Raw genomic sequence first — 18,738 nt, 5'->3', positions numbered from 1 at the left:
ACCTCAGGCGAGCTTGCATTGCGTCTTGTCGAGCGGCAGGAAAGACTGGCCGGAACTCACGATGTCCGCGTAATCGTCCTTGTCCTTCATCTTGCTCTTGGCCTTGCCCTTCAGCAGGTAGTAGTTCTTGAGCACTTGATGGTCGCCCGCGCGAATCTCTTCGGGACCGGTCAGGCCCGCGTACTTCATGCCTTCCAGCGCGGCGACGACTTTCTTCGGATCGGCCGTGCCGGCCTTGACGATGCCGTCGAGCAGGATTTTCGTGCAGATGTACGAGCCCGCGAGGCTGTAGTTGGGATTGGACTTGTACGTTGCGTTCACGCGCTTGACCAGTTCGTGATTGAGCGGCGTGTCGATTGCATGCCAGTACTGCGCGCCGAAATAGACGCCTTCGCAGATATCGGGGCCGAGTGCTTCGAACTGTTCGAGTCCCGATGCCCACGCCATCAGGATCGTGCAATTGTTCTTCATGCCGAAGCTCACGGCCTGCCGCAACGTATCCGACGATTGCGAACCGAAGTTCAGAATGAGCAGCACATCCGGTTTGGCCGCGACCGCATTCGTCAGATAACCACTGAATTCCTTCTCGTTGAGCGAGTGATAGCTATTGCCCACATGCTCGATGCCCTTCTCCTTGAAGATCGCTTTTGCAGCCGACAACAGGCCGTCGCCGAATACGTATTGCGGCGTGATCGTGTACCAGCGCTTCGCCTTGGGCATGGTTTGGATAAGCGGGCGAACCGTCTGTTCGATCGCGCCGAAAGTCGGCACCGACCAGCGGAAGGTCGCGCTGTTGCAGTCCTTGCCGGTGAGTTCGTCCGCGCCCGCGGTCGTGATGAAGATGCCATCGGCTTTCTCGGCTTCCTTGCCCATTGCGAGCGCTTCGGAAGAAAGAATGCCGCCTGCGAAGTAGCGCGCGTTCTTTTGCTGCGCGATTTCCTGCACGCGCCGCACGGCCGTCGCGGGTTTTCCCTCGGTGTCGAGCGTCGTATAGGCCAGCGGCTGACCGAGCACCTTCCCGTATTGATCGATGGCGAGTTTCATGCCGAGATCGGCGTATTTGCCGTTGGCCGCGAACGGGCCCGACATCGGCACGGGGCAAGCGAACTGGATGGGCGAGCCTTGCGCAAATGCGCTTCTTGCGACGAGCGCTTCGAACGATCCCGGAATGGCCGACAGCGCGGCCAGCTTCAACATGTTTCGGCGATTCAAGATTGACGCTCCCTGAGAAGATGACCCGCGCAGCCGCCCCGCGTTTTGTCGTGATACGTTGGAACCCTCGGCTCGTTCATCCGATTTATCATGATAAATAGAATGAACCCGATGCTAGGAACAATAAATTCGCGTGTCAATACGGCAAAATTCCGGTTTGCGGAGCCACCGTGCGCCCGCGTATGAGTCGTCAGAAAGAAAGGGAGCATCGACATGGTGATGGAGCGTGCGAAACGCACCGGCGCGGCAATCGAGATCGCGCAGCACACGATCAAGCAGCCGAAGCGCGCTGATCTCGTTGCTGAGGAGATCAAGCGGCTGATCACGGAGAAGAACCTGAAGCCCGGCGACAAGCTGCCGCGTGAAGTGGAATTGCAGCAACTCTTTTCCGTGAGCAAGAGCACGATCCGCGAGGCGCTCAAATCGCTGGAGGTGCAAGGTCTCATCAAGGTGACGACCGGACCATCGGGCGGCGGCACGATCGTCGAAGTGCCGCTGGATCGCACCTTGCAACTATTGCAGAACTATCTGTTCTTCAAGGACGTGACCATCGACGATATCTACACGGTGCGTCAACTGCTCGAACCTGAACTGGCGGCGGGCGCCGTACCGCATCTGACCGACGAGGACTTCGATGCGCTGGAAGCCAGCATCGCGTGTTGCGATGAACCGGCACCGGCCCATATGGGTCGCGACATCGTGAGACAACGACAGGAAGACGTGAACTTTCACGATATTCTTGCTGCCGCGAATCCGAATCCGTTCTTGCGCTTCGCGTGCGAACTCATCAACGAGATGATCCGGCAACTCATCGAGTTCAGAAACGATACGCCGCAAGCGGAACACGAAAAGTTCGGCCGCGCGAATGTGAAGATCCACAAGGCGATAACTCAGGCGGCGCGCGCCCGCGATGCCGACAAGGTGCGCGAGCTGATGGTGATTCACATGACAGAAGCGCCGCGCTATGTGAAGCGTATGAAGGGTAAGTTGCGCGGGCGGCTCATTCTCGATTCGGAGATCCGCAAACGCGTCAATTCGCGCGGCGCATGAGTCATGCACGACCGTGCGGATCGTGATCTATTCCGACGAGTCGCAATCGACAGGCGACGACGCGGGCTCCTGTCATCGAATGAGAGATCGCAACGCGTTTCGTGGTCCTCGTTTTTTTGACCGCCGTTGACAAGCAAAAATTCTACGCATTAGACTTGCCCCATCCCTCGCGGCCTGACAAAGATGTCCGCCCGAGGACCCGGCACAGAAGCCCCCTGACGAACCGACGGTTCGTCAGGGGGCTTTTTTTTGTTCGCATTTTTCCCTTGTATCTGCGCCCACTTCTGGAGAATCCGCATGTTGCTGAAGCCGTCGGGCTGGTTGCGTCTCGCCCTTACCGCAGGACTTGCACTGACATCGCTCGCATCGAGTGCCGCCGATCCCGTGAAGATCGGCCTGCTGGAAGATGCCTCGGGAAACTTCGCACTGGCGACGATTCCGAAGATTCACGCCACGCAGCTCGCTGTCGATGAAATCAACGCCAAGGGCGGCATCCTCGGACGTCCGGTTTCATTGATCGCCTACGACACTCAGTCAGACAACACCAAGTTCCAGGAACTCGCACGGCGTCTCGTGCAGACCGACAAGCCGGATGTGATTTTCGGCGCCTTCTCCAGCGCATCGCGCGAGGCCATACGGCCCATCATGGATCGCGCGCATCAGCTTTACTGGTACGACAATCAGTACGAAGGCGGCGTGTGCGATACCAACACGTTCGTCACGGGCGCGGTCCCCGAACAGCAATTCTCCACACTGATTCCGTGGATGATGCAGAAGTACGGCAAGAAGGTGTACACCATCGCAGCCGACTACAACTTCGGGCAGATCTCCGCCGAATGGGTGCGCAACATCGTCAAGGAGAACGGCGGCACGATGGTCGGCGAAGAATTCATTCCGCTGTCCGTATCGCAGTTCGGCCAGACGATCCAGAACATCCAGAAGGCCAAGCCCGACTTCGTCGTGACCTTGCTCGTCGGCGCGAATCAGGCCTCGTACTACGAGCAGCAGGCTTCGGCCCATCTGAATCTGCCGATGGCGAGTTCGGTGAACGTCGGTCAGGCGTATGAACACAAGCGCTTTAAACCGCCCGCGCTCAAGGACATGTACGTGACCGCGAACTACGTGGAAGAAGTCGATTCGCCCGCCAGCAACGACTTCAAGAAGCGCTTCCACGCGAAGTTCCCGAACGAGCCGTACATCAATCAGGAAGCGGCGAACGCGTACGACGCCATCTATCTTTATAAGGCGGCCGTCGAAAAGGCCAAGACGACGAATCAGGATGCGGTGCGCAAGGCGCTCGAAACCGGAATCTGCACGGAAGGCGCGCAAGGCAAGGTCTGTATCGACCCGAAGAGCCATCACGCGAGTCACACCATTTACCTCGTGCATGTGAAGGACGATCACTCGGTCGACATCCCGAAGGTCTGGAACGACGTCCAGCCGTACTGGCTCGGCAAGGTGGGGTGCGATCTGCCCAACAAGCCGGATCATCGTCAGTACACGCCGTCTAACCTGCCCAAGAAGTCCTGATCCGGGCCGGCGCGCGCTCGCAGCACATAGCGAACGCGCGTCCGCCTTCTGAACGTGGAGCATGCATGGCCACCTTTTCGGTTCTCTACTCGCTTATCTATCAGTTCGGCGACAGCTTCGCCTATCTGGTGCTCGCGGCGCTCGGTCTCGCCGTGATCTTCGGCATGATGGGCGTAATCAATCTCGCGCACGGAGAGTTCATCATGTGCGGCGCGTACGTGACGATCATCGCGGCCAAGCGCGGGTTGCCGCTGCCTCTCGCCATGCTGCTCGGCGCGCTCGCGGCGGCGCTCGCGGGCGTGGTGATCGAAAGGCTCGTCATTCGTCATCTGTACGACCGCTTATTCGATTCCGTTGTCGCGACGTGGGCCATCAGTCTCATCGTGCAACAGACCATGCTGCTCGTCGCCGGTCCTTCGATAGAAGGCATTGGCACGCCTTTCGGGTCGTTCTCGCTCGGCGACTATTCGTTTTCGACGTATCGCGCGCTGTTGCCGGGCATCGCGCTGGCAATCCTGTTCGGGCTGTATGTGCTCTTCTTCAAGACGAACTACGGCGTCTGCGCCCGCGCCACGATTCAGAACGCCAACATCGCGCAATGTCTCGGCCTGCGCACGGACCGGCTCTACACGCTGACTTTCGCGCTCGGCGCGGGACTCGCCGGGCTGACCGGCGCGCTCTATGCGCCGACCATGACCGCGGTGCCGACCATGGGCAGCAACTTCATCGTGCAGGCCTTCGTGTCGGTGGTGGTCGGCGGCGCGAACGTGATTGCCGGCACGACGCCCGCTGCCGCCGTGCTCGCCGTGATTCAGACCGCGCTCACGGCCTCGTATGGTCAGTTGTTCGGACAGATCGGCTTGCTGGTGACGGTCATCGTGGTGATCCGACTGATGCCGCAAGGTCTCGGCAATCTCTTTTCCCGCGCGCGCTAGGAGGCAACCGTGAAGCAAACGAAAGAGCCTTCGCGGCTGTCCCCGGCCCGCGCCACGCGCGCGGTCCAATACGTGCCGTGGCTGGTCGGGCTCGCGCTGCCGCTCGTCGTGGACGCCACCACGAGCGGCAATCTCGCATACTGCCTGTTGTGGGCCTTCGGCGCGGTCGGTCTCGCCGCGATGTGGGGCTATGGCGGCATCCTGTCCTTCGGGCAGACGGCCTTCTTCGGCTTGGCAGGCTACAGCTACGGCATCTTCACGCTGAACTACGGCGATGCCTGGTTCGATTCGTGGCTGGGTCTCGTCGCGGGACTGGCGGTGAGCGTCGTCGTGGCGGCGCTGATCGGCTACATGATCTTCTATGGCCGTATCAAGGGCGTTTTCATCGGTATCGTCACCTTGTCGGTGACGCTCGTGCTCGAAACGTTCATGTCGCAGACGGCAGGTCCGCAATGGGCGATCGGCGAAGCGCGTCTGAACGGCTACAACGGCATGGGCGGCATGCCGCCGCTCACCATCCCGTGGCCTGGCGGTCCGCTGACGCTGGAAAACGCGAGCTTCTACTACCTCGTGCTGATCCTGTTGATCGTGGTCTATGCCGCGATGCGCAGGCTGCTCGACGGCACGTTCGGGCTCACGCTCATCGCCATTCGCGAGAACCCGCAGCGCGCCGAGATGCTGGGCGTCGACATCCGCCGGCATCAGCTTCTGGTCTTCGTTCTCGGGTGCACGCTCGGCGGCTTGTCGGGCGCGCTGTACACGATCTGGGGCTCTTACATCACGCCTTCGACCATGGGCCTCACCTCCGCGGCCATGCCCGTCATCTGGGTGGCGACGTCGGGCAGGAAGAGCATCGGCGGAACCGTTCTCGGCACCGCGTTGCTGGTGTGGCTTTCGCAGAACCTCGCGGTGTACGGCAGCCAGTACGCGCTCATCCTGCTCGGCGCGATTCTTTTGATCGTCGTGCTGGCGGCGCCGGAAGGTCTGCTGCCGTTCGTGACACGGCATTTGCGACGTCTTCGGCGCCGCGCGGATCAGGATGCGCGCCTGGGCGGCGCATGTCTCAAACGGGAGGAGGGCAAGTCATGACCACGCTCTTGGAAACGCGCGGACTCAAGAAGCACTTCGGCGGCGCGCATGTCATCAACGGCATCGACTTCAGTATCGATGCAGGCGAGATCCGCTGCGTGATCGGCCCCAACGGCGCGGGCAAGAGCACGTTCTTCAAGCTCATCACCGGCGAGCACCGGCCGTCCGAGGGCAGTGTGATGTTTCTCGGCCAGGACATGAGTCATGTGCTGCCGCACGAACGTATTCGGATGGGCATGAGCATCAAGTTCCAGATTCCCGGCGTGTTCCCGGATCTGAGCGTGCGCCAGCATCTGCAGTTGTCGCTGCATCGCGCAAAGGACGACCGGCCCGAAAGCCTCGACGAACTGTTGCAGCGCTTCATGCTGCAAGACGAGGAGCATGTGCTCGCTCGCAATCTGTCGCACGGCAAGAAGCAATGGCTCGAAATCGCCATGGCGGTGTCGCTTCGTCCGAAGCTGCTCTTTCTCGATGAACCGGTTGCGGGCATGTCCGTCGAGGAAACGCATGCGACCGGCGAGCTCATCAAGCGTCTCTCGGCGGCCGGCCTCACGATGATGGTCGTCGAACACGACATGACCTTCGTCAAGCAGATCGCGTCGCGCGTGACGGTGCTCCACGGAGGAAGCCTGCTCGCCGATGGTCCGCTCGACGAGATCCTCGCCCGCGACGATGTCGCGGAAGTCTATCTGGGGAAGAAGAAATGAGTGCGTTGCTCCAGGTGTCGGGTGTGGAAGCGGGATATGGCGGCGGCCGCGTGCTGAACGGCGTGTCGTTCGGCGTCGGACGGGGCGAAGTGCTGGCGCTGATCGGCCGCAACGGTGTCGGCAAGACGACGCTGATGCGCGCGTTGATTGGTCTGATCGGTCTCGATGGAGGAAGTATCGAGCTGGACGGCGAAGCCATCGGCCACGAGAAGCCGTATGTCCGCGCGCAGCGGGGCATGGGCTACGTGCCGCAAGGCCGCGAGATATTCGGCGCGCTGACCGTTGCGGAGAACCTGCAGGTCGGCGCGCAGGCCAATCGCGCGCAGGCGGCGCGAATGAAGGACACGGTCGTCGGCTACTTTCCGATTCTGAAAAAGCGGTATCAGCAGAAAGCGGGAACCATGAGCGGCGGCGAACAGCAGCAGCTTGCGATCGCGCGTGCGCTGATCAGTTCGCCCAAAGTGGTATTGCTCGATGAGCCGTCCGAGGGCATCCAGCCATCCATTGTCGATCTGATCGGCGAAACGCTTCAGCAAATCGCGCATGAAACAGGGATCGGCGTGGTGCTGGTCGAGCAGGACATGGGAATGGTCGAACGCATCGCGACGCGCTGCTGCGTGATGGACAAGGGCCGTATCGTCGAGACGCTGAGCCCGGCGCAACTCGCGGACGAACAACTGATTCGCCAGTATCTGGCACTGTGACGGAGACGAAACATGAAATGGCTTGAAGATTCGATCATGATGAAGCGTGGCGTCGGCGCGGATCGCGAACCGGTGGAGCACCATCTGACCGAGGAAATGCAGAAGACCTATCACTACACGATCGGGCCGTACTCGCAACCGGTGTTGCATGTGAAGCCCGGCGATCGCGTGGTGGTGGAGACGCGCGATGCGTTCGAAGGCAAGATCAAAGAGGAGACCGACAAGCCGTCCGAGGTGCTGAAGGTGCCGTTCCTCAATCCGCAAAACGGCCCGATCATGATCGAGGGCGCGGAGAAGGGCGATGTGGTCGCCGTGTACATCGAGAAGATGGCGCCGCGCGGTGACGATCCGCACGGCTTCTGCTGCATGATTCCCAACTTCGGCGGACTGACGGGCACGGACTACACGGCGCTCTTGAATGAGCCGCTGCCGGAAGTGGTGCGCAAGATCAGGATCGACGAAGAAAACGTGTACTGGAGCAAGCGCAATACGCTGCCGTACAAGCCGCATATCGGGACGCTGAGTCTTTCGCCGGAGATCGACTCCATCAATTCGCTCACGCCCGACAACCACGGCGGCAACATGGACGTGCCCGACATGGGACCGGGCAGCATCACGTACTTGCCGGTGCGCTCGCCGGGCGGGCGGCTCTTCATCGGCGATGCGCACGCCTGTCAGGGCGATGGCGAAGTGTGCGGCACGGCGGTCGAATATCGGAGCACGACGACCGTGCGCGTCGATCTCATCAAGAAGTGGCAGATCGACTGGCCGCGGCTCGAGAACGAAGACGCGCTCATGAGCATCGGCAGCGCGCGGCCGCTGGAAGACGCGACGCGCATTGCCTACCGCGAACTGGTGCTATGGATGGCCGCGGAATACGGCTTCGACAAGTGGGACGCGTACATGATGCTGAGCCAGGTCGGCAAGGTTCGACTGGGCAATTTTGTCGATCCAAAATACACGGTTGGCGCGATGGTCGCCAAGCATTACCTCAAGTAACGCGCCAGTTGGCGCGTCCAAGGCAGTCGGCATCACGCGCGGGGCGTCCTCTCTCCGCGCATTCGAGAGCGTGTCACGAAATGGCTTTGTCCGATCCCATCAGAGTGGGTCTGCTGTGCTCGACGAGCGGCTCGACCGCTCTGCTCGAGCAGTCGCAATGGCGCGGGGCGCGCCTCGCCGTCGAGGAGATCAATGCGCGCGGCGGCATCGGCGGGCGCGAGCTCGTCGCGATTCACTATGACCCCGCGTCCGATCCGGCCGTGTTCCGCGAGCTTGCCGAGCGGCTGATCGTGAAGGACGGCGTCAATACGATCTTCGGCGGATATACGTCGACGAGCCGCAAGGCGATGCTGCCCGTCGTCGAGAAGCACAACCGGCTTCTCATCTACGCGCAGATGTACGAGGGCTTCGAGTATTCGGACAACATCATCTACAGCGGCGCGTCGCCTAATCAGAACGGCGTGCAACTGGCGGACTTCATGACCGAGACCTTCGGCGCGCGCGTGTACTTCGTCGGGTCGAGCTACGTCTATCCGTACGAATGCAACCGCACGATGCAGGAGCTGCTGCTGCAGCATCCCGAAGGCGCGATCCTCGGCGAACGGTATCTGTCGCTCGACGCCACGCGCGAGCAGTTCGAGCAAGTGGTCGCGGACATCCGGCGCAAGTCTCCGGACTGGATTTTCAGCACGGTCATCGGCGCGACGGTGCCGTATCTCTACGATGCCTACGCGCACGCCGACTTCGATCCGTCGCGCATGCCCATCGGCAGCCTGAATACGTCGGAGACCGAAATCCACGCGATGCAGCGCGGCATCGCGGCAGGGCACATCACGGCAGCGCCTTATTTTCAGAGCGTCGATACCGAAGAGAATCACCGCGCCGTCGCGCATCACCAGTCGCGCTACGGTTCGGACACCCCGACGGACATGAACTGGGAGGCCGCGTACTATCAAATGCACATGTTCGCCGAAGCCTACGCACGTTCCGGTTCCGACGAGATCGGCGTCATCATGCCGCATCTGCTCGGATCGGAATACGCGGCGCCGCAGGGGCGGGTGCGTATCGATCCCGTGAATCATCACATGGCGCTCTATCCGCGCATCGGCCGCGTGAACGCCGATGGCCAGTTCACCATTCTGCGCGAGTCGAAGTTCGCCGTCGGTCCCGACCCGTACATGACGCGCCAGAAGCTCGGGGACTGGGTCACGAAGCTGAGCACGCGAGAGTACTGACGTGAGCGCGCGAACAGACAGAGGTCAGCGAAGCCTCACGGGTTCGATTCTCGAGCGCAATGCACGGGTCGTCGTTTTTCATCCGGACGACGATGACGGGCTGACGCTCACGAACCATCTCAGGCGCATGGGCTTCCAGGTCGAGCGATGCTGGCCGCCCACGGACACCCTGCCGGAAAAGACCGATCTCGTGTTTCGTGCGTTGCTGCCCGAAGAGCGCGCGCCGAAGGGCGAGTGGTGCGGGCCGGATGCGCCGCCCGTCATCTGCGTGGTGGCATACGAGAACCCGACGTTCATCGATCAGGCTATCAAGATGGGATCGGACGGCATCGTCACCACGCCGATTCGCGCCTCCGGGCTGCTGTCCACGGTGGTGATGGCGCTCTATCACGCGAGGCGCGCGCGTCAACACACGCAACGCATCGCGAGGCTCGAACAGAAGCTGCTCGACAGCCGGCACTTGCAGGAAGCCAAGAGCATCCTGATGACGATGCATCGCTTGAGCGAGCGCGAGGCCTACGACATGCTGCGCGCGCAGGCAATGGAGAAGCGCGTGACGATCGACGATATCTGTCATTCCGTCATTCAGGCAGGCGAAGTCTTGCAGATCGCACGCGGGCTGAATTCGGACGACGGGCGCGACACGGAGTGACGCGTCGCGCCGCCCATTCATCGACACATTAAGGAGCGGCGAACATGGACCTGCAACTGAAGGGCTTGAAAGCGATCGTGACCGGCGGGACCAAGGGCATTGGTCTCGCGATCGCGCGGACGCTGGCTACCGAGGGCGCCGATGTGGCCATCTGCGCGCGCGACGAAGCGAGCGTCGCAGCGACGGCGAGCGCGCTATCCGAACTGAGCGGCGCGCGGGCGTCGGGTGCGGCCGTCGATGTCTCCGATGGCGCGGCGCTCAAGGCGTGGGTCGAACGTGTCGGCGCGGAGTGGGGCGGGCTGGATATCGTCGTGGCGAATGTGAGCGCGCTTGCCATCGGCAACGACCTCGAGTCGTGGCGCAAGGAGTTCGAGACCGATCTGCTCGGCACGGTGAATCTCGTCGATGCCGCCATGCCTTATCTCACCGCGAGCAAGGCGGCGTCGATCGTTGCCATATCGAGCGTGTCGGCACGCGAGATCGACTTCGCGGCCGGACCTTATGGCGTCTTCAAGGCCGCGATCGTGCACTACACGCAGGGGCTCGCGAATCAATTGGCCTCGAAGGGGATTCGCGCAAACACGGTTTCGCCGGGCAACGTGTACTTCGAAGGCGGCGTGTGGGACTGGATCGAGCACAACGATCCGGCGTTGTTCGAACGCGCGTTGGCGTTGAATCCGACCGGCCGCATGGCGAGGCCGCAAGAGATCGCCAATGCGGTGGCGTTCGTCGCCAGTCCGGCTGCGAGCTTCGTGAGCGGCGCGAACATCGTCGTCGACGGTGCGCTCACGCGCGGCGTCCAGCTCTGATCAAGGGATCAAATCAACGGATCAAATCAACGGGAGCATCGAATGGAAAAACGCAGCGCAATCGACGTCGATCTTGCGACCCTCACGGTCGATGCCGTGCAGGACGGATTCAGGACCGGCCGGTTCACGGCGGAAGAACTGGCGCGCGCCTGCTTCGACTGGATCGAACGTCATAACACGATGTATAACGCGCTGATCTTCCTGAATCCCGCCGCGATCGACGACGCGCGCAGGATCGACGAGCAGCGCGCCGCCGGTGAAGCATTGGGGCCGCTCGCTGGCGTGCCGGTCGTCATCAAAGACCCGATGGACATGGTCGGCTTTCCGACCACCGCGGGATGGTCGAAGTTGTACAGCAAGACCGGCGGCATCGACCTGATGCCCGAGCGCGATGCGCCGGTTGTCGCGCGCATGCGCCGCGCGGGCGCGATTCTGCTCGGCAAGACGAACGTCCCGATTCTGAGTCATACCGGATCGCATGCCAACGACAGTTGGGCAGGCCCGACGATCAACGTCGCGATGCCCGACCGCGTGCCGGGCGGAAGCAGCGCGGGAACGGCGTCGGCGGTGGCGTCGGGCATGGCGGTGCTCGGACTCGCCGAGGAGACGGGTGGATCCATCCAGAACCCCGCATCGGCGCAGGACCTCGTCGGCATCAAGCCGACCATTGGGCTGGTGCCGAACGCGGGCGTGATGCCCTTGTCGGGCAATCGCGACGTCGTCGGGCCGATTGCGCGCAACGTGAAAGATGCGGCGCTGTGTCTCGACGTGATCGCCGGTTACACGAGCGAAGACCCGAAGACGCTCGCCGGCGTCGGCCGGCAGCCGGAAGGCGGCTATGCGTCGGCGCTCGACCGTGACGCGCTGAAGGGCAAGCGCATCGGTCTGTACGGTCCCGGCTGGCGCGATCAGCCGCTTTCCGACGAGGCCGCGGCGCTGTACGAGCGCGTGAAGGGCGAGCTCGTATCGCTCGGCGCGACGCTGATCGACGATCCTTTCCAAGGCTCCGGCTTTGCCGAACTGCGCAGGACGACTCCGCCGCTGCGCAATTTCGACGCGCGCGGTCTCGAATCCATCCCCTACGACGTCGAGAAATATCTGGAACGTTTGGGCAAGCATGCTTCGATCAAGAGCTTTGCGCAGTTCGCGGAGGTGACGAGAGACGAAGACGCTTTCTCGCCGCACGGCGTGCTGAACTTCATGCACAGCCTGGCGGATTTCAAGGCCGCGCTGGCGAATCCATCGCAGCCGCCGGAGATGCCTGAATTCATCGAACTGAAGGCGCGCTATCTACGCATCTTCGAGCGCGTGTTCGACGAGCAGAGGCTCGATGCCCTCGTCTTTCCGCAGATGAGATGCGAGCTTCCGCCCTTGCACGGAAAGGACACCATTCAGGAGACGACGGTGGGGGAGATCAACATCGCGGGCGTGCCAGGCATCGCGGTTCCCGCCGGTTACTACGAGTCGGGCTCGCCGTTCGGGCTTATCTTTGTGGGTCGCCAGTGGGACGAGGCAGCGCTGCTGGGCCTCGCCTACGCCTATGAGCAAGGCGCGGGCAGGCGGAAGGCGCCAGTGCTCGGCTGAAGCTCCTTGCTCGCACGCGGGCTGCCGGTTCTGATCGCCTATCCACGAGCTTCCATGCGGTCGACAACACCGTACGCTGCTGCGCGTGCCGCTCGCTCGCCGATCGAAGCGCTGCGATCAGCCGGCGCTTGCTGCCCGATCGTTTCTGGACTATGCGCGCCTCGTGACGCCGCGATGGTCTGCATGCGCGACTCATCAGCAACCTGCGGCTCGGACTGTCCGCGTTCCTCGACAACCACCTGCGATGCGCCGAGCAGTTGCTGGCTCCGCCATGATCCTCGCGTTCGAAACACGGCCCACATCGACAGGAGCGCCCGTTATGCGCTGATGACGGCCTTTCTGCCACATAAAGGATTCTCGCTCGCGAAAGCATCAATAAGAATCGCACTAACGCCGCTATTCAGCCGCCATCCGCCATAAGCGCAGTCGTACTTTTTTGGCGGCTTGCAAATTCGCGTATTTGAAACTAGCCTGCACCAGCAATCGGACGATCTCTTCAACGCACCACCTTCCTTTCGGGAACATCGATGACGATGAAGCGTAGCTGGGCGGGCCGTTTTCTTTCGATCTCCACGGCAACGGCGCTCGGGGCGGGCAGCAGCGGCGCCGTATCGGCCGCGCCATCCGAGGCGCTCGTCACCGCCGCGAAGCAGGAAGGGCAATTGACCACGATCGCGTTGCCGCACGACTGGTGCGGATACGGCGCGCTGATCGACGCGTTCCAGAAGAAGTACGGCATTCACGTCAACGAGCTCAACCCGGACGCGGGTTCGGGCGACGAGATCGAAGCAATCAAGGCGAACAAAGGCAACAAGGGACCGCAAGCGCCGGATGTGATCGATGTCGGGCTGTCGTTCGGTCCGTCCGCGAAAAAAGAAGGCTTGTTGCAGCCTTACAAGGTGGCGACGTGGGACTCGATCCCCGCTGCGTCGAAGGATGCGGAAGGCTACTGGTATGGCGACTACTACGGCGTGCTCGCGTTCGAAGTCAACGCGGACATGATCGACAAGCCGCCGTCCGATTGGGGCGATCTGCTCAAATCCGACTATCGCAACGCGGTCTCGCTCGCAGGCGACCCGCGTTCGGCGAATCAGGCGATTCAGGCCGTCTATGCAGCGGGCGTTTCGCAGACGAAGGGTGACGGCTCCAAGGCCGACCAGGCGGGCCTGAAGTTCTTCGCCGATCTCAACAAGAGCGGCAACTTCGTGCCGGTGATCGGCAAGGCCGCGTCGCTTGCGCAGGGCACGACGCCGATCATCGTGCGCTGGGATTACAACGCGCTTGCCGATCGCGACACGCTCAAGGGCAATCCCAAAGTGCAGGTGATCGTGCCGAAGACGGGCGTCGTCGCAGGCGTGTATGTGCAAGCGATCAGCGCTTATGCACCGCACCCGAACGCGGCGAAACTGTGGATGGAATTCCTTTACTCCGACGAAGGGCAACTCGGCTGGCTCGCCGGATACTGCCATCCCATGCGCTATAACGAACTGGTCGCGCAGAAGAAAGTGCCGCAGGCGCTGCTCGCGAAGCTGCCGCCGGCATCGGCTTACAGCAACGCCGTGTTCCCGACGCTCGACCAGCAAAACGCGACGAAAGACGCCGTCACCAAGGGTTGGGATCACGTCGTCGGCGCGAACGTGAAGTAGTCGCGAGTTCGCTGCAATGAGCGCATCTCCGCAGCCAGGCGCTTCGGGCCCGGATCTGCTGACGCCGGCCGCGCCCGCGCCGCAGTCCGGCCCCGCCCGCGCAAGCCGTGGCGCCGGCTGGCTCAGCTATGCCGGCGTCGCGCCATTCTTTGCTTTCGCGCTGCTGTTTCTATTGCTGCCCACCGCTTTTCTGATGATCGGCGCCTTCCAGGATGCGCAGGGACACTTCACGCTGGCGAATCTTCGCGAACTGTCCCAGCCCGCCGTGCTCGATGCCTACTGGATCAGCGTGAAAGTGAGCGTGGCATCGTCCGCCGGCGGGACGCTCTTCGGCGCGTTGCTCGCCTGGGCCGCGGTGCATGGCCGCCTACCGGCGTGGATCCGTCCGACGCTCATGACGTTTTCGGGAGTCGCCTCGAACTTCGCGGGCGTGCCGCTCGCCTTCGCATTCATCTGCACCTTGGGGCGCGTGGGTCTCGTAACGGTGCTGGCGCGCAAATACCTCGGCGTCAATCTCTATTCCACGGGCTTCAGCATTCTCAGCTTCTTCGGGCTGACCATCACCTACCTGTACTTCCAGATTCCGTTGATGGTCCTCATCATCACGCCCGCGCTGGACGGTCTCAAACGCGAGTGGCGCGAAGCATGCGACTGCCTCGGCGGCACGGCCGCGCAGTATTGGCGCTACGTCGGATTGCCGGTCCTGTGGCCGAGCCTGCTCGGGGCGGCGCTGCTGCTCTTTGCCAACGCGTTCGGCGCAGTGGCCACGGCCTACGCGCTGACGGGCAGCTCGCTCAACATCGTGCCGATCCTGCTGTACGCGCAGATTCGCGGCGACGTGCTGCATAACCAGAACCTCGGTTATGCGCTCGCGCTGGGCATGATCGTGGTCACGGGCTTGTCGAACGGCGGCTACATCTGGTTGCGCGCGAGAGCCGAAAGAGGCCGCCGATGAAGACGCAATCGCGCGCGGGCGCCTGGATCGCGATGATCGTCGGCACGCTGTACTTTCTGATTCCGCTCGCCGCCACCTTCGAGTTCAGCCTGCGGATGCGCCGCGATGGCTACAGCTTCGACGCCTATCGAGTCGTGCTCGGCGATCCGCATTTTCAGGCTTCGTTCGGCTATTCGGTGCTGATGGGCCTGCTCACCATCGTGATCGGCGTGCTGCTCGTCGTGCCCACCGCGTATTGGGTGCAACTGCGTCTGCCGAAGTTGCGGCCCGTCGTCGAATTCATCACCTTGCTGCCGCTCGTGATACCGGCCATCGTGATCGTCTTCGGCTATCTGCGCATCTATAACAGCAGTTCGATCCTGCCGCTCACCAGCAACGAGCGCGCGACCGATCTGCTGCTCGTCTTCGGCTACGTCACGCTGTCTTTGCCCTACATGTATCGCGCCGTAGATGCGGGCATGCGCGCCGTGGACGTTCGCTCGCTGACCGAGGCCGCCGAATGTCTCGGCGCGGGCTGGACGACGATCCTCTTCCGCGTGATCTTCCCCAACGTGCGCTCGGGGATTCTGTCCGGCGCGTTTCTGACGTTCGCCGTCGTGATCGGCGAATTCACGATCGCGAGCCTGCTCGACCGTCCTGCGTTCGGACCTTATCTGCAATTGATCGGCGCGAACCGCGCATACGAACCGTCGGCGCTGGCGATTATCGCGTTCATCGTCACATGGGCATCGATGGGCCTGATCCAGGTGTTCGGATCGGCGCGCGCACTGGCCGGCCGTAAAACCTGAGCCGACGAGGCCGCAAGCATGCCATTTCTCGAAATCGACGATCTTCACAAAACCTTCGGGCCGAACGTGGCCCTGCATCGGTTCGACATGACGATCGAGCAGGGCGAATTCATCACGTTTCTCGGTCCCTCGGGCTGCGGCAAGACGACGGTGCTGCGCATGATCGCCGGATTCGAGACGCCCACGCGCGGCACCATCCGTCTGAACGGACGCGACGTCACGCATATGCGCACGCGCGATCGCGCCGTGGGCATGGTGTTTCAGGCGTATGCGCTCTTTCCGAACATGACGGTGGCGCAGAACATCGGCTTCGCGTTGAAGGTTGCGAAGCGTTCGCAAAAGGAGATCGATGCGCGCGTCGCCGAGATGCTCGAACTCATCAAGCTGCCGCAACTCGCCGGGCGGTATCCGTGGCAACTGTCAGGCGGACAGCAACAGCGCGTGGCGCTGGCTCGCGCGCTGGCGAGCAAACCGCAGGTGCTGCTGCTCGACGAACCGCTGTCCGCGCTCGATGCGAAAATCCGCGTGTCGCTGCGCGAAGACATTCGGGCGCTGCAGCGTGAACTCGGCATCACATCGATCTTTGTCACGCATGACCAGGAAGAGGCGTTGTCGATCTCCGACCGTATCGTCGTGATGAACGACGGACGCGTGGAGCAGGTGGGTTCGCCGCTCGACATCTACAACTTCCCGCGCACGCGCTTTGTGGCCTCGTTCGTGGGAACGCTGAATATTCTGGCGGGACGCGTGATCGATCCCGGCACCGGGCGCATCGCGGTCGATGGTCAGGAACTCGTGACGTCGCGCTCCCTGCCGCCGGATGATGCCGGCAAGGAGCGATTGCTGGCGCTGCGTCCCGAAGCGATCGTGCTGGAGCCGCCGTCGAACGGTCGCAATTCGCTCGCGGCCACCGTCGAGCAGATCAGCTTTCTCGGCGCCGTGGTGCGCATTCGCGCGCGCGTGAGCGACGCAGTCGTTTCGATCGATGTGTTCAACGATCCGAACCGGACCCTGCCGGAATACGGGCAGCCGGTTGCACTCGGGTTTTCGCATGACAACCTTCTCGTGCTGGATGAGAACCCGCGCTAGCGCTGCGTGACAGCAAGCGCATCATGGATGCGATCGGCGCCTTGCATTGTTATGCTACTCATCATCGATGAGAGCGGGGGCAACTTGGTCGACCGGGAATTGCTCGACACAGAGCCGAAGAAGCCGTGCGCCGTGCCTGCGCAGGCAAGCCCGTGCGACGCGCTTTTCATTCGCTCGCAGCCAACGAGCGTGGACCGTCCGTGCCGTCGCGCGCGTCTCGCGCTCGCCGCGACGATTCTCGGGTCGAGCATGGCGTTTATCGACGGCTCGGTCGTCAATGTCGCGCTGCCCGCCATTCAAAGCGACTTCCGCGCGACGGTCCAGGCGGTGCAGTGGGTGGTGAATGCGTACCTGCTTTTTCTCGGCTCGCTCGTGCTGGTCGGCGGGTCCATGGGCGATCACTTCGGCCGCCGCACGATCTTCATTGCGGGCATCGCGCTGTTCACGCTCGCGTCGGCGGCTTGCGGGTTTGCGCCGAGCGTCCATGCGCTGATCGCGGCGCGCGCGTTCCAAGGCATCGGCGCCGCATTGCTCGTGCCGAGCAGTCTCGCAATCATAGGCGCGGTATTCGAAGGCGAAGCCCGCGGGCGTGCAATCGGCACCTGGGCCGGCGTGGGCGCGATTACATCGGCGGTGGGGCCGGTAGCAGGCGGCTGGCTCGTCGATGCATTGTCGTGGCGAGCAATTTTCTTTCTCAACGTGCCGCTTGCAGCGGTGACGATCGCGCTCGCCGTCTTGTCGGTGCCCGATAGCCACAAGCTCGATGAACCTCGACAAGTCGACTGGCCCGGCGCGCTGTGCGCGGCAGCAGGACTTGCCGCGCTCACATACGGCCTGACCGACGCCGCCGCGCACGGGTTCGCCGATCCGTTCGTACTATCCGCACTCGGCGCCGGTGTCGTCGTGCTCGCCGCATTCGTGCGGATCGAGGCGAAAAGCCGTCACCCGATGATGCCGCTCGACGTCTTTCGCTCGCGAGATTTCGCAGGCGCCAATCTCGTGACACTGCTGCTTTACTTCGGCCTCGGTGGCGTATTTTTCTTCCTGCCGTTCACGCTGATTCGCGCACATGGCTACACGGCGACGCAAGCCGGTGCGGCGCTGCTTCCGGCGCCCGTCATCATCGGTTTGCTATCGCGATTGACCGGCGGCCTGACGAGCCGCTTCGGCTCGCGCTTGCTGTTGACAGTGGGACCAAGCGTCGCCGGAATCGGTTTCGCACTGCTGGCGCTGCCGTTTGCGGGCGGCAGCTATTGGAGCGGATTCTTCCCTGCGCTGGCCGTGCTCGGCCTCGGGATGACGATCACCGTCGCGCCGTTGACCACGACCGTCATGAATTCGGTGCCGGCCGACCGCGCGGGCATTGCGTCGGGCATCAACAACGCTGTTGCGCGCGTGGCCAGCCTGCTGGCGATTGCCGTGCTCGGCATCGTGTTCGTCTGGTCGCACCATGCGGCGTTGTCGGCGCGGCTCGATGCGTTGCACGTGCCGCAGAATGCACGCGCGACCGCGACGTCGTTGCAGTCGGGAATTCAGTCTGCGACAGCGGCGAGCGATGGACATGCGCTACCAGTCGCACGGGCAGACGCCGACGCTATCGCTGATGCGCTGCGCGCTGTCGCGCTGGTCGCGGCCGCGTGCGCGTTCGCCGGAGCGGGAATTGCGGCGGCGACGATTCAGCCGCGTAAGTGATGGACTTCGCGTCGCCATCGACGTCCGCTTTCAGCGGCGGATCAGCATGCTTCGGGTGTGGT

At 62.6% G+C, this 18,738-nt stretch carries 17 protein-coding genes; 16 read left to right on the top strand and 1 reads right to left on the bottom strand.

The window, feature by feature from the left end:
• Nucleotides 1-3: 3 nt before the first annotated feature.
• Entirely contained in the window at nt 4-1,212 is a 1,209-nt protein-coding gene (locus tag JYK05_RS20425; protein ID WP_175943207.1) for an ABC transporter substrate-binding protein, read from the bottom strand.
• Nucleotides 1,213-1,425: 213 nt separating this feature from the next.
• Between JYK05_RS20425 and JYK05_RS20420 the strand changes: the two genes are divergently transcribed.
• The 16 genes from JYK05_RS20420 to JYK05_RS20345 all read left to right on the top strand — a co-directional run bounded on the left by JYK05_RS20420 (nt 1,426) and on the right by JYK05_RS20345 (nt 18,676).
• The gene (locus JYK05_RS20420; protein ID WP_206470335.1) at nt 1,426-2,262 is read left to right on the top strand and encodes a FadR/GntR family transcriptional regulator; all 837 of its coding nucleotides are present in this window, start codon (nt 1,426-1,428) and stop codon (nt 2,260-2,262) included.
• A 297-nt stretch (nt 2,263-2,559) separates the two neighbouring features.
• On the top strand, nt 2,560-3,792 hold the full coding sequence (locus JYK05_RS20415) for an urea ABC transporter substrate-binding protein (protein WP_206470334.1): 1,233 nt from the start codon (nt 2,560-2,562) through the stop codon (nt 3,790-3,792).
• 65 nt (nt 3,793-3,857) lie between these two features.
• Nucleotides 3,858-4,727: a branched-chain amino acid ABC transporter permease gene (locus tag JYK05_RS20410; protein WP_175943200.1), complete on the top strand. Its 870-nt coding sequence runs from the start codon at nt 3,858-3,860 to the stop codon at nt 4,725-4,727.
• Between the two features lie 9 nt (nt 4,728-4,736).
• On the top strand, nt 4,737-5,816 hold the full coding sequence (locus JYK05_RS20405; RefSeq protein ID WP_206470333.1) for an ABC transporter permease: 1,080 nt from the start codon (nt 4,737-4,739) through the stop codon (nt 5,814-5,816).
• Complete coding sequence (locus JYK05_RS20400) at nt 5,813-6,523, top strand: ABC transporter ATP-binding protein (protein ID WP_175943196.1); 711 nt, start codon at nt 5,813-5,815, stop codon at nt 6,521-6,523. Before JYK05_RS20405 ends, JYK05_RS20400 begins: the two co-directional genes overlap by 4 nt.
• A complete protein-coding gene (locus JYK05_RS20395) occupies nt 6,520-7,227 on the top strand; it encodes an ABC transporter ATP-binding protein (protein WP_206470332.1) in 708 nt (235 codons plus the stop codon). Before JYK05_RS20400 ends, JYK05_RS20395 begins: the two co-directional genes overlap by 4 nt.
• Nucleotides 7,228-7,239: 12 nt before the next feature.
• On the top strand, nt 7,240-8,226 hold the full coding sequence (locus JYK05_RS20390; protein ID WP_206470331.1) for an acetamidase/formamidase family protein: 987 nt from the start codon (nt 7,240-7,242) through the stop codon (nt 8,224-8,226).
• A gap of 80 nt (nt 8,227-8,306) precedes the next feature.
• Nucleotides 8,307-9,461 (top strand): transporter substrate-binding domain-containing protein, encoded by a 1,155-nt coding sequence (locus JYK05_RS20385; RefSeq protein WP_206470330.1) that lies wholly within the window; start codon nt 8,307-8,309, stop codon nt 9,459-9,461.
• Between the two features lies 1 nt (nt 9,462).
• The gene (locus JYK05_RS20380; protein ID WP_206470329.1) at nt 9,463-10,113 is read left to right on the top strand and encodes an ANTAR domain-containing response regulator; all 651 of its coding nucleotides are present in this window, start codon (nt 9,463-9,465) and stop codon (nt 10,111-10,113) included.
• Nucleotides 10,114-10,157: 44 nt separating this feature from the next.
• Nucleotides 10,158-10,922: an SDR family NAD(P)-dependent oxidoreductase gene (locus tag JYK05_RS20375; protein ID WP_206470328.1), complete on the top strand. Its 765-nt coding sequence runs from the start codon at nt 10,158-10,160 to the stop codon at nt 10,920-10,922.
• A gap of 42 nt (nt 10,923-10,964) precedes the next feature.
• Nucleotides 10,965-12,506: an amidase gene (locus tag JYK05_RS20370; protein ID WP_206470327.1), complete on the top strand. Its 1,542-nt coding sequence runs from the start codon at nt 10,965-10,967 to the stop codon at nt 12,504-12,506.
• Between the two features lie 527 nt (nt 12,507-13,033).
• Nucleotides 13,034-14,152, top strand: coding sequence for an ABC transporter substrate-binding protein (locus JYK05_RS20365; protein ID WP_206470326.1), 1,119 nt, complete (start codon nt 13,034-13,036; stop codon nt 14,150-14,152).
• A 16-nt stretch (nt 14,153-14,168) separates the two neighbouring features.
• Entirely contained in the window at nt 14,169-15,107 is a 939-nt protein-coding gene (locus JYK05_RS20360) for an ABC transporter permease subunit (protein WP_206470325.1), read from the top strand.
• On the top strand, nt 15,104-15,895 hold the full coding sequence (locus JYK05_RS20355) for an ABC transporter permease (RefSeq protein WP_175943178.1): 792 nt from the start codon (nt 15,104-15,106) through the stop codon (nt 15,893-15,895). The genes JYK05_RS20360 and JYK05_RS20355 overlap by 4 nt, the downstream gene beginning before the upstream one ends.
• 18 nt (nt 15,896-15,913) lie before the next feature.
• Entirely contained in the window at nt 15,914-16,984 is a 1,071-nt protein-coding gene (locus JYK05_RS20350; RefSeq protein ID WP_175943176.1) for an ABC transporter ATP-binding protein, read from the top strand.
• Between the two features lie 51 nt (nt 16,985-17,035).
• A complete protein-coding gene (locus tag JYK05_RS20345) occupies nt 17,036-18,676 on the top strand; it encodes an MFS transporter (protein ID WP_206470324.1) in 1,641 nt (546 codons plus the stop codon).
• Nucleotides 18,677-18,738 lie beyond the last annotated feature (62 nt).

Origin of the sequence: Caballeronia sp. M1242 (assembly GCF_017220215.1) — a bacterium.
In the GTDB taxonomy this organism is placed as follows: Bacteria; Pseudomonadota; Gammaproteobacteria; order Burkholderiales; family Burkholderiaceae; genus Caballeronia.
Note: the sequence above shows the minus strand (reverse complement) of the source record. Positions and strands in the feature narration are given on the sequence as shown.